Here is a 15,201-nt window from a genome sequence, read left to right as displayed (position 1 = left end):
GCGGGTAGCGCCCGCGCGCACGCATCACGAGATGATGCTCGGGTCCGGCAGACGCTTCGCGATTTCGGCGACGAGCGTCTGCGCGAGCGCCAGCTTGGCCGCGCGCGGCAGCGGCGTGCGGCCGGCGGCTTCGAACAGCACGACTTCGTTGTCGTCCTGACCGAAGGTGAGCGGGCCGAGATTGCCGATCAGCAGCGGCACCTTCTTGCGCGCGCGCTTCTCTTCGCCGTGCACGTCGAGGTCGCCGCTTTCGGCGGCGAAACCGACGCAGTACGGCGCATTCGGCATGGCCGCGACCGAGGCGAGGATGTCCGGGTTCTCGACGAACGTGAACGTCGGCATGCGGTGCCCGGCCGTCTTCTTGATCTTGTGCTCGGCGACGTGATCGACGCGCCAGTCGGCCACTGCCGCCACGCCGATGAACACGTCGGCGTCGGGCGCGGCGCGCATCACCGCGTCGTACATCTGCTGCGCGGTCTGCACGTCCTCGCGGTAGACGCCCCACGGCGTCTCCAGCGCGACCGGGCCGGCCACCAGATGCACGTCGGCGCCCGCCTGCTGCGCGGCGCGCGCGAGCGCGAAGCCCATCTTGCCGCTCGAACGGTTGGTGATGCCGCGCACCGGATCGAGCGGCTCGAACGTCGGTCCCGCCGTGATCAGCAGCTTGCGGCCCGCGAGCACCTTGGGCGAGAAGAACGCGACGATCGCCTCGTACACGGCCTCAGGCTCCAGCATGCGCCCGTCACCGACCTCGCCGCAAGCCTGCGGACCCGAATCGGGGCCGAGCGTTTCGATGCCGTCGGCGCGGATCTGCGCGACGTTGCGCTGCGTGGCCGGGTTCTGCCACATCTGCCGGTTCATCGCCGGGACGACCAGCAGCGGACAGTCGCGCGCCACGCACAGCGTGGAGAGCAGGTCGTCGGCGAAACCGTGCGCGAGCTTCGCGATGAAGTCGGTGGAGGCAGGCGCGATGACGATGGCGTCCGCCTCGCGCGACAGGTCGATGTGCGCCATGTTGTTGGCCACGCGAGCGTCCCACTGGCTCGTGTAGACGGGGCGGCCCGAGAGCGCCTGCATGGTCACCGGCGTGATGAACTGCGTGGCCGCTTCGGTCATCACGATCTGCACGGTCGCGCCCGCCTTGACGAGCAGGCGCGTGAGTTCGGCGATCTTGTAGCAGGCGATGCCGCCCGTCATGCCGAGCACGAGATGGCGCCCGGCCAGTTCGCCCGGATGGGCTGCGGAGGTGTTCAAGTCGGTTCTCTCCAGTGACGCAGCGTGACGCGATGCGGCGCGACGTGGCGCACCGCGTCGCGCCGTGACTTAACGCGAGCCGCGCACGCGCCGCAGTTCGTCGAACACCAGCAAGGCCGCGCCGACGCAGATCGCGCTGTCCGCGACGTTGAACGCCGGCCAGTGCGAGCGGCCCAGATGGAAGTCCAGGAAGTCGATCACGTGGCCGTACATCAGGCGGTCGATTACGTTGCCGAGCGCGCCGCCCAGGATGAGCGAGAGCGCCGTGCAGAACATGCGCTGGCCCGCGTGACGCTTGAGCAGATAGCAGATCACCAGCGCGGCCACGACGCCCAGCGCCGTGAACGCCCAGCGCTGCCAGCCGCCCGCCGCCGCGAGGAAGCTGAACGCCGCGCCCTTGTTGTAGACCAGCACGAGGTTGAAGAACGGCGTGATCACGCGGCCTTCGCCGTAAGCGAACACTTTGGCGATGGCGATCTTGGTGAGCTGATCCGCGAGGATCACGATCACCGCGATGCCGAGCCACGGCGCGAGCGTACCGCTCGCGCCATTCGGCTTCATTTGCTTCGTCATGGTCTTGGCCATTATGCGGCGCTCCGGGATTCGCCGTTGCCGAACAGATTGACGACGCAGCGGCCGCACAGGCCCGGATGCTCGGCGTTCGCGCCCACGTCGTCGCGATAGTGCCAGCAGCGTTCGCACTTGAGGTACTTCGAGGTCACGACTTCGACGCCTTCGTCCGCTTCGCTTTCGACCTTCACGACTTCCGCCGCCGAGGTGATCAGCACGAACTTCAGGTCGTCGCCGAGCGAGGTGAGGGCGTCGTAACGCGCGCCGCTCGCGAGAATGCGCACTTCGGCCTGCAGCGACGAGCCGATCTGGTTCGCGCCGCGCGCCTCTTCGAGCGCCTTCGTGACGTTGCCGCGCACTTCGCGCAGCAGCGTCCACTTGACGATCAGATCCTGCGCGCTGGCGATGTCCGGGAACGCATGGAAGGTCTCGGTGAAGATGGTTTCGCTTTGCGGCTGGAACACCTTCCACGCTTCTTCGGCCGTGAACGAGAGGAACGGCGCGAGGATGCGCAGCAGGCTGTGCGTGATGTGATGCAGCGCCGTCTGCGCACCGCGACGGGCGGCCGAATCCGGCGCGCTCGTGTAGAGGCGGTCCTTCAGCACGTCGAGATAGAAGCCGCCGAGATCTTCCGAGCAGAACGTCTGCAGCTTCGCCACGACCGGGTGGAACTCGTAGCGGTCGTAGTGCGAGAGCACGTCGTTTTGCAGCGTGTGCGTGAGCGCCACGGCATAACGGTCGATTTCGAGCCATTGATCGGCGGGCAGCGCGTGCTTCTCGAAGTCGAAGTCCGACAGGTTCGAGAGCAGGAAGCGCAGCGTGTTGCGGATACGGCGATAGCCTTCCGTCACGCGCTTCAGGATTTCTTCCGAGATCGCCAGTTCGCCCGAATAGTCGGTCGACGCGATCCACAGGCGGATGATTTCCGCGCCCAGACGGTTCGCCACTTCATGCGGATCGACGCCGTTGCCGAGCGACTTCGACATCTTGCGGCCTTCGCCGTCGACGGTGAAGCCGTGTGTGAGCAGCGCGTTGTAGGGCGGGCGGCCGTCGAGCATCGAAGCGGTGAGCAGCGACGAATGGAACCAGCCGCGATGCTGGTCCGAGCCTTCCAGATAGAGGTCGGCCGGGAACTGCAGTTCTTCCGCGTGCGAGCCGCGCAGCACGTGCCAGTGCGTCGTGCCCGAGTCGAACCACACGTCGAGCGTGTCGCGGTTCTTCTCGTACATATTCGCGTCGTCGCCGATCAGTTCGCGCGGATCGAGCGTCTGCCAGGCTTCGATGCCGGCCTTCTCGACGCGCTTCGCGACTTCTTCGAGCAGCTCCGGCGTGCGCGGATGCAGCTCGCCGGTTTCCTTGTGCACGAAGAACGCCATCGGCACACCCCATTGGCGCTGGCGCGAGAGCGTCCAGTCCGGGCGGTTGGCGATCATCGAGAACAGACGCTGCTTGCCCCACGACGGATAGAACGCCGTGGCTTCGATGCCTTCGAGCGCGGTTTCGCGCAGCGTCTTGCCGCCGTCGTTCGGCGTGACGTCCATGCCCGCGAACCATTGCGAGGTCGCGCGGTAGATGATGGGCGTCTTGTGGCGCCAGCAGTGCATGTAGCTGTGCAGGTACTTTTCGCTGCGCAGCAGGGTGCCGGCGGCGTCGAGCGCATCCACGACCTTCGGGTTCGCGTCCCAGATCGACAGGCCGCCGAACAGCGGCAGCGATTCGACGTAACGGCCATCGCCCATCACCGGGCTGATGATGTCGGAGTCGACCATGCCGTGCGACTTGCACGACACGAAGTCTTCCACGCCGTAGGCGGGCGCCGAGTGCACGATGCCCGTGCCGGTGTCGGTCGTCACGTAGTCGCCGAGATAGATCGGCGAGGTGCGCTTGTAGCCCGGATGCGCCGAGGCGAGCGGGTGATTGAAGCGCAGGTTCGCGAGCTTTTCGCCCTGCGTGGTGGCGACGACGGTGCCTTCGAGGCCGAAGTCCTTCATGCAGGCTTCGACGCGTTCGCTCGCGAGAATCAGCAGGCCGCGCTGCGTGTCGACGAGCGCGTACTCGATTTCCGGGTGCACGTTGAGCGCCTGGTTCGACGGGATCGTCCAGGGCGTCGTGGTCCAGATCACGATGCCGCCTTCCTCGCGCGGCAGCGCGGCGAGGCCGAACGCGGCCGCCGTTTCGGCGGGCTGCGCGAACGTGAACAGCACGTCGATGGTCGGATCGGTCTTGTCCTTGTACTCGACTTCGGCTTCAGCGAGCGCCGAGCCGCAGTCGAAGCACCAGTTCACCGGCTTCAGGCCGCGGAACACATAACCCTTCTCCATGATCTTCGCGAGGGCGCGGATTTCGCCTGCCTCGTTCGCGAAGTTCATGGTCTTGTACGGGTTGTCCCAGTCGCCGAGCACGCCCAGGCGCTTGAAGCCCTTCTTCTGCGTTTCGATCTGGCCGGCGGCGTATTCGCGCGCCTTCTTCATCACTTCCTGCGCGGGCAGCGACTTGCCGAACTGCTTTTCGATCTGGATTTCGATCGGCATGCCGTGGCAGTCCCAGCCCGGCACGTAGACCGCGTCGTAGCCCGCGAGATTGCGCGCCTTGACGATCATGTCCTTGAGGATCTTGTTCACCGCGTGGCCGAGGTGGATGTCGCCGTTCGCATACGGCGGGCCGTCGTGCAGGATGAACTTCTTGCGGCCCTTCGAGGCTGCGCGGATCTTCTTGTAGATACCTTGTTCTTCCCACTCCTTGACCCATTGCGGCTCGCGCTTGGGCAGGTCGCCGCGCATGGGGAACGGCGTGTCGAGCAGGTTGACGGGGTACTTCGATTCGGACTTTTGCGGCTTGCCGGAGGATGCTTTTTTGTCGCTCATGGTGAGATCACGTGGAATTCGGGGGATGCATGGCGTCAGCATTGCGGGCGATGCCGCGCAACCGTCGCCTCGGACGCCGCACGCGTTTCGCGGCGGCGCCTGGGGGCGGGCGGCCCGGAACGCGTGCCTTGCGGAGCAAGACGCGCGCGGGCCGCGGGTCAAATTCGGTCGGTCGCCGAGGTGGCGAAACCGGTGGACGCGCCGCCGGCCGCGCCCGTGCCCGCCGCGGCGAACCACGCGCGGGCGTTGGCCACGTCGCGTGCGATCGCGGCGGTAAGCGTTTCGAGGTCGGCGAACTTCTCCTCGTCGCGCAGCTTCTTCAGGAACTCGACGCGCACGAGCTTGCCGTACGCGCTGCCGTGCCAGTCGAGCAGATGCACTTCGAGCAGCACGCGGCCCGAGTCGTCGACCGTGGGCCGCAGACCGAGGCTCGCGACGCCCGGCAGCGGGTGGTCGGCGATACCGTGAACCTGCACGACGAAAATGCCCTTGAGCGCGGGGCGCTTGTGGCCGATCGGCAGATTCAGCGTGGGGAAGCCGAGGTCGCGGCCGAGCTTCAGGCCGTGCACGACGTGCCCGCTGATTTCATAACCGCGGCCGAGCGAGGCGCGCGCCGCGTCCAGATCGCCGGCCGCGAGCTGCGTGCGCACGGCGGAGCTGGAGATGCGCACGCCCGACGGGTCGGCGACGGTCGCCATCTGTTCGACTTCGAAGCCGTGTTCGCGTCCCGCGAGCTGCAGCGAGGCGAAATCGCCCGCACGCTTCGCGCCGTAGCGGAAGTCGTCGCCGATCATCATCCAGCGCGCGTGCAGGCCGCCCACGATGATCCGTTCGACGAACGCGTCCGGCGACTGGCTCGCGAACGTGTGGTTGAAATGCTCGACCACCACGCGGTCCACGCCGTTCTCGCGCAGCGCTTCGAGCTTGTCGCGCAGCATGGCGATGCGCGGCGGGGCGCTGGCGGGATTGAAGAACTCGCGGGGATGCGGTTCGAAGGTCATCACGCAGACCGGCAGGCCGCGCGCGTTCGCGGCTTCGCGCACGCGCGCGAGCAGCGCCTGATGTCCGCGGTGGACACCGTCGAAATTGCCGATGGTGAGCGCGCAGGGCGCGCGGCTTTCGGCGTTGGGAAGACCGCGGAAGACTCTCACGATAGCGGAACCTGGAGGAACCTCGAAAAGCGCGCGGGCCATGCGCGCTCGATATGACCGGTGGTGCGGCCTGGGCCGCGACTAAACAGGAGATTATAAACGCACGCGGAGGCGATCGCTCCCGCCCGAGCGTCGGCGACCCTCCCCGATGATAAAATCCGCGGATGAAAAATCTCGTCATCCTGATTTCGGGGCGGGGCAGCAACATGGAAGCCATCGTGCGCGCGTGCGCGCACGAAGCCTGGCCGGCGCGCATCGCCGCCGTGATTGCCAACCGTCCTGACGCTGCGGGCCTTGCGTTCGCGGCGTCGCACGGCATTGCCACGGCGGTGGTCGATCATCGCCAGTATCCGGATCGCGCCGCCTTCGACGCGGCGCTCGCGCAAACCATCGACGGTTTTGCGCCCGATCTCGTCGTGCTCGCGGGCTTCATGCGCGTGCTGACCGAAGGTTTTGTCACGCACTATTCGGGTCGGATGCTCAATATCCACCCGTCGCTGCTGCCGAGCTTTCCGGGCCTCAAAACGCACCAGCAGGCGCTCGACGCGGGTTGCCGCGTGCACGGTGCCACGGTGCATTTCGTCACGCCCACGCTGGATCATGGTCCCATCGTCGCGCAGTCGGGCATTCCCGTGCGCGCGGGCGACGACGCCGCGGCGCTGGCCGCGCGCGTGCTCAAGACCGAACATGTGATTTACCCGCGCGCAGTGCGCTGGTTCGTCGAAGGGCGCCTCGCGCTCGACGGCGAGCGCGTGACACTGACGCCACCCGAGCCGCAATGGCTCTTCCTTGACGACGCAAACGAAGCACAAGCACACACCGCCGGGGAGGGCGTATGAGGCTGCATGGATTTTTGATTGGACAAACCGAGACGCTGCTCGCCGAAGTGCTCAAGTTCGCCGGCCCCGCCGACGCGATCACGAGCCGCTTTTTCCGCGAGCATCCGAAGCTCGGTCACGCCGAGCGCGGCGTGATCGCCGAAGCCGTGTTCGCGGTCCTGCGCCGCCGCACGGAGTTCGCGCACCTCGCCGAAAGCGGTGCGGGCAGCCCCACGCGCCGCCTCACGCTGCTCGGCCTGATGGCCACGGCGGGCCGCTCGGCGATCCGTCCGTTCCTCTCGGACGCCGAGGCGAACTGGCTCGAACACGTTGCGAAGATCGACCCGGCGAGCCTGCCGCAGCGCGTGCAGCTGAACCTGCCCGACTGGATCGTGAAGTCGCTCGAAACGCGCTTCGACACCGCCGAAATCGTGCAGCTGGCCGCCGCGCTGAACTATCCGGCGCCGCTCGACCTGCGCTCGAACCCGATCAAGGCCAGCCGCGAAGAGTTGCTGCGCGCGCTGTCGACCGCCGGCATCGAGGGCGGCGAGACGCCGTTCGCGCCGAACGGCGTGCGCGTGACGGGCAAGCCCGCGCTCTCGAAGCTCGACGCCTTCAAGGACGGCTGGTTCGAAGTGCAGGACGAGGGCAGCCAGCTGCTGTGCTCGCTGGTCGCGCCGCGCCGTGGCGAGATGGTGGTGGACTTCTGCGCGGGCGCGGGCGGCAAGACGCTGGCGCTCGGCGCGATGATGCGCTCGTCGGGCCGTCTCTACGCCTTCGACATCTCCGATCGCCGTCTCGCGAAGCTCAAGCCGCGCCTCGCGCGCAGCGGCCTCTCGAACGTCAATCCGGTGCTGATCGACAGCGAGCACGACGCCAAGATCAAGCGCCTGATCGGCAAGATCGACCGCGTGCTGGTCGATGCGCCGTGCTCGGGTCTGGGCACGCTGCGCCGCAATCCCGACCTCAAGTGGCGCCAGTCGCCCGAGTCGGTCGCCGAACTCGCGCCCAAGCAGTTGTCGATTCTCACGAGCGCCGCGCGCCTGCTCAAGCGCGGCGGCCGTCTGGTCTACGCGACCTGCAGCATTCTCGAAGCCGAGAACGAAGCGGTCGTGAAGCAGTTCCTCGACGCGCATCCCGATTTCGCATTGGTGAGCGCGCGCGACGTGCTGGCGGACCAGCGCGTGGGCCTCGATACCGGCGATTACCTCTCGCTGTGGCCGCACCGCCACGCCACGGACGGCTTCTTCGCCGCCGTGCTGGAGCGTCGTAGCGAGCCGAAGTTGAAGACGAAGAAGGCGGCTGCCGAGACCACGCCCGAGGAATCCGCCGCCGCGACCGAAGCCGCCGACGCCATCGCGAAGGCGCAGCAGCCCGAGGCCGCCGAGCCGGACGCGACGCAGGAATAAGCGGCTCGGGATGTAGCAAGCCGTATCACGCGGGGCCGTCCGATTCAGATCGGGCGGCCCCGCGCCGTTTGAATTCGCGCTGTTCGCAGTCTGTTCGCAGTCCGTTTGCATTCCGTTTGCATTCTTTACCCATGATGGAAAACCGCATTTTTTCGCACATGCTGGGCGGCGTGATCCGCGACTTCGGCCAGCCGGTCATGCTCTGGCAGGTCGCCGTGCTGATCGGCGCGCTCGTGCTGGCCTGGCTGCTCGCGCGGCTGCTGCGCCGCGTGCTCGAAACGCGCCGCCAGCAACGCTACGAAGGCCTGCCCTTCGGCGCCGAAAGCCTGTCGCGCGCCTTCTTCCCGCTGATCGGCGCGGGCAGCGTGTGGATCGCGCGCGAGATCGCCAGCAATTTCATCCACACCTCGCTGCTCAATCTCGCGCTGGTGCCGCTGTTCGGCATCGGGCTCATCTACATCGCGTTCTTCTTCGCGCGGCGCGTGTTCGGCCGCAACGGCCAGACGCACGCGTGGCTCGGCATCGTCGAAAAGCTCGTTTCGCTGATCGTCTGGCTCGGCATGCTGTTCACCGTGCTCGGCATCCAGGACGACGTGCTCGCGTGGATGGAGAGCGTGCGCTTTCGCATCGGCACCTCGCACGTGAGCCTGCTGTCGCTGTCCAATGGCCTGCTGTGGGTCTGCGTGACGATGATCATGGCGGTCTGGGCGGGCGCGGCGCTCGAAGACCGGCTGATGCGCGCGACCACCATCGACGCCAATCTGCGCGTCGTGCTCGCGCGCGTAGGCCGCGCGCTGCTGGTGTTCGCGGCCATCCTGTTCAGCCTCTCGATCGTCGGCATCGACATCACGGTGCTGGGCGTGTTCGGCGGCGCGCTCGGCGTGGGGCTGGGCTTCGGCTTGCAGAAGATCGCGAGCAACTACGTGTCGGGCTTCATCATCCTGATCGACCGCTCGCTGCGCCTCGGCGACACCATCAACGTGAGCGGACTCGCGGGCAAGGTCACGCAGATCCGCACGCGCTACACGGTCGTGCGCGGCCTCGACGGCGTCGAAACGCTGATCCCGAACGAAAAGCTGATCACCGATGTGGTGCAGAACCAGTCCTCGTACCTGACGCGCGGCTACGCCAAGGCGGCCGTGCAGGTTGCCTACGACACCGATCTCGACCAGGCGATGGCGCTGCTCGCGCGCGCGGCCGAGGGCATCGAGCGCGTGCTGACCGATCCGGCCCCCACGCCGTATCTGGCGAGCTTCGGTGGCGACGGCATCAATCTCGAACTCGGTTTCTGGATCGCCGACGCCGCCAACGGCACGTCGAGCGTGCGCTCGGCGGTGAACATGAACATCTGGCGTCTGTATAACGAAGCGGGGATTTCGATCCCGTTCGCGCAGCGCGAGGTGCGCATCATCGGCGGGGCGATGCCGGTGGCGGGGCCGCCGGCGCAGGCGCGGAGCGAAGCTCAGCCTCAAACGGCCGCCGACGAAAGGTAAGAAGGGCCGGAAGGGCGTCTCGAATGTGCGGCAAACCGCCCCTGGCGCCCTAAAGACGGTTGACTCCGCGGCCGTTAAAGAAAAAAATCTTCATTTGTTACAAACACTTGGAACGGTTCTAGTAGAATGCCGTCCAACCTCCTGCTGTACGCTTTCACTTTCTTGACAGCGGTTTCGGGCTGAAAGGCCGCCGCGCTACGTTTCACGGGTACGAACCTTGTTGAATTCCCTGCTTGATTTCCTCGCTCACGGCGTGCTGCACTTCTCGTGGTGGCAGATCCTGCTGTTCGTGGCGGTGGTCACCCACATCACGATCGTCGGCGTCACGGTGTATCTGCACCGCTGCCAGGCGCACCGCGCGCTCGAGCTGCATCCGATCATGAGCCACTTCTTCCGCTTCTGGCTGTGGATGACCACGGGCATGCTGACGGGTCAGTGGGCCGCGATCCACCGCAAGCACCACGCCAAGTGCGAGACCGAAGAAGATCCGCACAGCCCGCAAACGCGCGGCATCTGGAAGGTGCTGCTCGAAGGCGCCGAACTCTATCGCGCCGAAGCGAAGAACGAAGAAACGCTGCGCCGCTTCAGCCACGGCACGCCCAACGACTGGATGGAGCGCAACGTCTACACGCGCTTCCCGATCCTCGGCGTGAGCATCATGATGGTGATCGACGTGGCGCTGTTCGGTCTGGTCGGTCTCTCCGTCTGGGCCGTGCAGATGGCGTGGATCCCGTTCTGGGCCGCCGGCGTCGTGAACGGTCTCGGCCACTTCTGGGGCTATCGCAACTTCAATTCGTCGGACGCCAGCACGAACCTGTTCCCGCTCGGTATCATCATCGGCGGCGAAGAACTGCACAACAATCACCACACCTTCGCCACCTCGGCGAAGCTGTCGAGCAAGTGGTACGAGTTCGACATCGGCTGGATGTACATCCGCATCATGCAGGCCGTCGGTCTCGCCAAGGTCAAGAAGGTCGCGCCCACGCCGCGCCTCTCCAAGACCAAGCTCGTGCCCGACCACGAAACGCTGCAAGCCGTGCTGTCGAACCGCTATGAAGTCATGGCGCGTTACGCCACGGTCGTGAAGCAGGCGTATCGCCAGGAGCTCGCGCATCTGAAGGAAGTGGGCGAGCGCGAGAAGTACAAGGTCATGCGCGGCGCGCGCAAGTGGTTCGACAAGGAAGAAGCCAGCCTGAACGAGCCGCAAAAGCGCCAGCTGCCGCAGATCTTCGCGGACAGCCAGAAGCTGCGCACCTTCATCGAGCTGCGCAACGAACTCGCGGCCATCTGGGAACGTTCGAGCGCCTCGCGCGAACAACTGCTCACGCAGCTCCAGGATTGGTGCCATCGCGCCGAACAAAGCGGCATCAAGGCGCTCCAGGAATTCGCGACGCGTCTGCGCCGCTACGCCTGATCCGGTGGATTTCCGCGCGTTCGCGGCCTCGCAGTCGTCCATGCGGGCTGCGTGAGCGGCGGAAAAATCCATTAGAATTCAGGTACGTCACAAAACCCCGCGCTGGCGGGGTTTTTCTTTTTGGGCCGCGGAAAAATCGGCGCAGCGCGCGGATTTCGCACCGTGGCGATCGGCAGGGCTGCGGTCAGGCTGTGCAACTGGCATGGGGCCGGAACAAGGGCGCAAACGCTCGTTTTGGCCGGTAGAGGAGATCATGAGTCAGGCAATCAGAGCGGTCGAGTACGACCGGCCGCAAGGCGCGGTGTGCAGCGTCGGACAGGCGTGGGCGACGGTGCCCGACGCGCCGTCGGCGGCGGAGCGCGTTGCATTGAAGGAGCGCATCCGCGCGTTGCTCAAGCGCGAAAAGGCGGTGCTCGTCGCGCACTATTACGTCGATCCCGAATTGCAGGAGCTGGCGGACGAAACCGGCGGCTGCGTGGCCGATTCGCTCGAAATGGCGCGCTTCGGCCGCGATCACGAGGCGCAGACGCTGGTCGTCGCGGGCGTGCGCTTCATGGGCGAGACCGCGAAGATCCTGAGCCCGAACAAGCGCATCCTGATGCCCGACCTCGACGCGACCTGCTCGCTCGACCTCGGCTGCCCCGTCGACGAATTCTCGGCGTTCTGCGACCAGCATCCCGACCGCACCGTGGTTGTCTACGCGAACACCAGCGCGGCCGTGAAGGCGCGCGCGGACTGGATGGTCACCTCGTCGATCGGCCTCGAAATCGTCGCCGATCTGCACGCGAAGGGCGAAAAGATCCTCTGGGCGCCGGACCGCCATCTGGGCAGCTACATCCAGAAGAAGACCGGCGCCGACATGCTGCTGTGGCAGGGCTCGTGCCTCGTGCACGACGAGTTCAAGGGCATCGAACTCGACCTGCTGCGCGCCGAATATCCCGACGCGAAGATTCTCGTCCACCCGGAATCGCCGGAAGCCGTGGTCGCGCTCGCGGACGTGGTCGGCTCGACCACGCAGCTGATCGACGCCGCCGTGAAGCTCGACGCGCAGCGTTTCATCGTCGCGACCGATCTGGGCATCCTGCACAAGATGCGCCTCGCGGCGCCGGGCAAGACCTTCATCGAAGCGCCCACGGCCGGCAACAGCGCGACCTGCAAGAGCTGCGCGCATTGCCCGTGGATGGCGATGAACGGCCTCGCGAATCTCGCGGATGTGCTCGAACGCGGCCATAACGAAATTTTCGTCGATGCGGCCATCGGCGAGCGCGCGCGTCTGCCGATCGATCGCATGCTCGCGTTCGCGGCGGAGCACAAGCGCCGCGTGCAGGCGAGCGGCGATCTCGCGCGCGACGGCGCGCTGTTCTCGAACGTGGGGGCGGCGTAATGGGCGCACTGGAATTGCTGGCCGTGGACGCCGTCTCGTCCGTGCTGCCCGAAGTGCGCGCGCAATACGGCGCGGCGTTCGACGCCGCGATCGTGCGCAATGTGGCGGATGCGCTGAACGAAGACGTCGGCACCGGCGACCAGACCGGGCGCCTCGTGCCCGCCGACGAGATGCGCGACGCGCGCATCATCGTGCGCGAAGACGCGGTGCTCTGCGGCGTGCTGTGGTTCGACGCCGTGGTGAAGCAGGTCGATGCGCGCATCGAGGTGCGCTGGCACTATCGCGAAGGCGACCGCATGACGGCCGACTCCGTGGTGTGCTCGCTGCGCGGGCCGGCGCGCGCGCTGCTTACGGCCGAGCGCAATGCGATGAACTTCCTGCAACTGCTGTCGGGCGTGGCGAGCGCGACGCGCCGCTACGTGGACGCGATCGCGCACACGACCACGCGCATCCTCGACACGCGCAAGACGCTGCCGGGCCTGCGGCTCGCGCAGAAGTACGCGGTGCGCGTGGGCGGCGGCGCGAATCAGCGCCTCGCGCTCTACGACGGCATCCTGATCAAGGAAAACCACATCGCGGCGGCGGGCGGCGTGGGCGCGGCGATGGATGCGGCGCTTGCGCTGAACGCGGGCGTGCCCATCCAGATCGAAGTCGAAACGCTCGATCAACTCGACACGGCGCTCGCGCACGGCGCGACCTCGGTGCTGCTCGACAACTTCTCGTTTGAGATGATGCGCGAGGCCGTCAAGCGCACGGCGGGGCGCGCGCTGCTCGAAGTGTCGGGCGGCGTGAACTTCGACACGGTGCGCACGATTGCCGAAACCGGCGTCGATCGCGTCTCGATCGGCGCACTCACGAAGGACGTGCGCGCGACCGACTACTCGATGCGGATTGTCTGAGCGTCGGCGCTCACCGCGCTTCGAGATGAAAAAAGCCGCCTCGTTTGAGGCGGCTTTTTCTTTTGCCGCTGGTGTGGCGCGGCGTTCGGCTTACGCGAGATTGCGATTTCGCACGCGCTCGGGCGCGAGTACGGTCGGCAGTGCCTTCGGCAGCGAGTTCGGCCAGTCGCGGCTGTAGTGGAGGCCGCGGCTTTCGCGGCGCGAGCGCGCGCTTTCGACGATCAGCGAGGCCACTTCCACGAGATTGCGCAGTTCCAGCAGATCGCGCGTCACGCGGAAGTTCGCGTAGTACTCCTGGATTTCGTCGCGCAGCAGCGAAATGCGGTGTTGCGCGCGCTCCAGACGCTTGTCGGTGCGCACGATGCCGACGTAATTCCACATCAGGCGGCGCAATTCGTCCCAGTTGTGCGCGACCACGACTTCCTCGTCGGAGTCGGAGACGCGGCTTTCGTCCCAGTCGGGCAGCGGGGCGTGCGCGGCCGCTTCGAAGCCTTCGGCCTCGATCGATTCCGCCGCCGAGCGGCCGATCACGAGGCATTCGAGCAGCGAGTTCGAGGCGAGGCGGTTCGCGCCGTGCAGGCCCGTGTACGAGGTTTCGCCGACCGCGTAGAGGCCCGCGAGATCGGTGCGGCCTGCGAGGTCGGTGACCACGCCGCCGCAGGTGTAGTGCGCGGCGGGCACGACCGGAATCGGCTCTTTCGTGATGTCGATGCCGAACTCGCGGCAGCGCGCGAGGATGGTCGGGAAGTGTTCTTCGAGGAACGCGGGCGGCTGATGGCTGATGTCCAGATGCACGCAGTCGATGCCGTGCTTCTTGATTTCGAAGTCGATCGCGCGCGCCACGATATCGCGCGGCGCGAGTTCGGCGCGCGCGTCGTGCTCGGGCATGAAGCGCGTGCCGTCGGGCAGGCGCAGCACGCCGCCTTCGCCGCGCACGGCTTCGGAAATCAGGAACGACTTCGCGTGCGGATGGAACAGGCAGGTCGGATGGAACTGGATGAACTCCATGTTCGCCACGCGGCAGCCCGCGCGCCAGGCCATCGCGATGCCGTCGCCGGTCGCGGTGTCGGGGTTCGTCGTGTAGAGATAGACCTTGCCCGCGCCGCCCGTCGCCAGCACCGTGTGCGGCGCCTGAATCGTCACCGTGCGGTCGTTCTTGAGATCGAGCGCATAGAGACCGTGGCAGCGGCGGCCCGGCAGGCCGAGCCGGTCGGACGTGATGACGTCGATCGCCTGATGATCCTCGAGGATCGTGATATTCGGATGCTGGCGCGCGCGTTCGAGCAGCGTCTGCACCACGGCGTGGCCGGTGGCGTCGGCGGCGTGGATGATGCGGCGATGGCTGTGGCCGCCTTCGCGCGTGAGATGGAAGCCCATTTCGGCGGCGGCGTCCTTCGTGAAGGGCACGTCCTGGCCGATCAGCCATTCGATCGCCTCGCGACCATGCTCGACGATATAGCGCGTGGCCGCTTCGTCGCACAGGCCGCCGCCCGCGACCAGCGTGTCGTCGACGTGGTTTTCGACGCTATCCGCCGAGTCGAGCACCGCGGCGATGCCGCCCTGCGCGCGGTCGCTCGCGCCTTCGGTCATCGCGCGCTTGGCGATCACCACCACGCGGCGCGTTTCGGCCAGATTCAGGGCTACGCTCAATCCCGCCAGCCCGCTGCCGACGATCGCTACATCGAAATTCATGGTGCTGCTTCTCCGTCTCTCTTGTTCTGCGCTTTCTGCCGCCGGACCTGCGCTGGGCGCGCCCGCGGCGAGTGAAGCGGGAAGCATACTCCGAGAGGGGAGCAGACGAAAAGCCACGCAGCGGTCGTGGAGAACAAAAGATCGTTACGCGGCTGTGAAAAGCGCGCGCATGAAAAGCAGACGCCCCGCGATGAAAGCGGGGCGCAAAAACAAAACCCCGCTCGAGAGCGGGGTTTTGAATGTCTTCGTCAGG

Annotated in this window: 11 protein-coding genes; 6 read left to right on the top strand and 5 right to left on the bottom strand. The window is 66.6% G+C overall.

The window, feature by feature from the left end; translation table 11 throughout:
- Nucleotides 1-24 precede the first annotated feature (24 nt).
- The 4 genes from coaBC to LDO54_RS00610 form a co-directional block, all read right to left on the bottom strand.
- Nucleotides 25-1,254 (bottom strand): bifunctional phosphopantothenoylcysteine decarboxylase/phosphopantothenate--cysteine ligase CoaBC, encoded by a 1,230-nt coding sequence (gene coaBC / locus LDO54_RS00625; RefSeq protein WP_224004522.1) that lies wholly within the window; start codon nucleotides 1,252-1,254, stop codon nucleotides 25-27.
- Between the two features lie 69 nt (nucleotides 1,255-1,323).
- Complete coding sequence (gene lspA, locus LDO54_RS00620) at nucleotides 1,324-1,839, bottom strand: signal peptidase II (RefSeq protein ID WP_224004519.1); 516 nt, start codon at nucleotides 1,837-1,839, stop codon at nucleotides 1,324-1,326.
- A complete protein-coding gene (ileS, locus tag LDO54_RS00615) occupies nucleotides 1,839-4,688 on the bottom strand; it encodes an isoleucine--tRNA ligase (protein WP_224004516.1) in 2,850 nt (949 codons plus the stop codon). Before ileS ends, lspA begins: the two co-directional genes overlap by 1 nt.
- A 158-nt stretch (nucleotides 4,689-4,846) precedes the next feature.
- On the bottom strand, nucleotides 4,847-5,881 hold the full coding sequence (locus tag LDO54_RS00610) for a bifunctional riboflavin kinase/FAD synthetase (RefSeq protein ID WP_224004513.1): 1,035 nt from the start codon (nucleotides 5,879-5,881) through the stop codon (nucleotides 4,847-4,849).
- Nucleotides 5,882-6,003: 122 nt separating this feature from the next.
- On the opposite strand from LDO54_RS00610, the gene purN reads away from it, so the two are divergent.
- The 6 genes from purN (at nucleotide 6,004) to nadC (ending at nucleotide 13,256) form a co-directional block, all read left to right on the top strand.
- Nucleotides 6,004-6,678, top strand: coding sequence for a phosphoribosylglycinamide formyltransferase (gene purN / locus LDO54_RS00605; protein ID WP_224004510.1), 675 nt, complete (start codon nucleotides 6,004-6,006; stop codon nucleotides 6,676-6,678).
- On the top strand, nucleotides 6,675-8,066 hold the full coding sequence (locus LDO54_RS00600) for an RsmB/NOP family class I SAM-dependent RNA methyltransferase (protein ID WP_224004507.1): 1,392 nt from the start codon (nucleotides 6,675-6,677) through the stop codon (nucleotides 8,064-8,066). Before purN ends, LDO54_RS00600 begins: the two co-directional genes overlap by 4 nt.
- A 134-nt stretch (nucleotides 8,067-8,200) precedes the next feature.
- Nucleotides 8,201-9,559 carry a mechanosensitive ion channel family protein gene (locus tag LDO54_RS00595; RefSeq protein ID WP_224004665.1) on the top strand — a complete coding sequence of 453 codons (1,359 nt, stop codon included), beginning with the start codon at nucleotides 8,201-8,203 and terminating at the stop codon, nucleotides 9,557-9,559.
- A gap of 217 nt (nucleotides 9,560-9,776) precedes the next feature.
- Nucleotides 9,777-10,973, top strand: coding sequence for a DesA family fatty acid desaturase (locus tag LDO54_RS00590; protein WP_224004504.1), 1,197 nt, complete (start codon nucleotides 9,777-9,779; stop codon nucleotides 10,971-10,973).
- A 253-nt stretch (nucleotides 10,974-11,226) separates the two neighbouring features.
- The gene (nadA, locus tag LDO54_RS00585) at nucleotides 11,227-12,357 is read left to right on the top strand and encodes a quinolinate synthase NadA (protein WP_224004501.1); all 1,131 of its coding nucleotides are present in this window, start codon (nucleotides 11,227-11,229) and stop codon (nucleotides 12,355-12,357) included.
- Nucleotides 12,357-13,256 (top strand): carboxylating nicotinate-nucleotide diphosphorylase, encoded by a 900-nt coding sequence (gene nadC / locus LDO54_RS00580; protein WP_224004498.1) that lies wholly within the window; start codon nucleotides 12,357-12,359, stop codon nucleotides 13,254-13,256. The genes nadA and nadC overlap by 1 nt, the downstream gene beginning before the upstream one ends.
- Nucleotides 13,257-13,346: 90 nt before the next feature.
- Here the strand turns inward: nadC and nadB are convergent, their stop codons facing one another.
- A complete protein-coding gene (nadB, locus tag LDO54_RS00575; protein ID WP_224004496.1) occupies nucleotides 13,347-14,948 on the bottom strand; it encodes an L-aspartate oxidase in 1,602 nt (533 codons plus the stop codon).
- Between the last annotated feature and the right edge of the window lie 253 nt (nucleotides 14,949-15,201).

The organism is Paraburkholderia tropica, assembly GCF_914484835.1.
Taxonomy (GTDB): Bacteria; Pseudomonadota; Gammaproteobacteria; order Burkholderiales; family Burkholderiaceae; genus Paraburkholderia; species Paraburkholderia tropica_A.
This window is presented reverse-complemented; position numbering and strand designations above follow the sequence as displayed.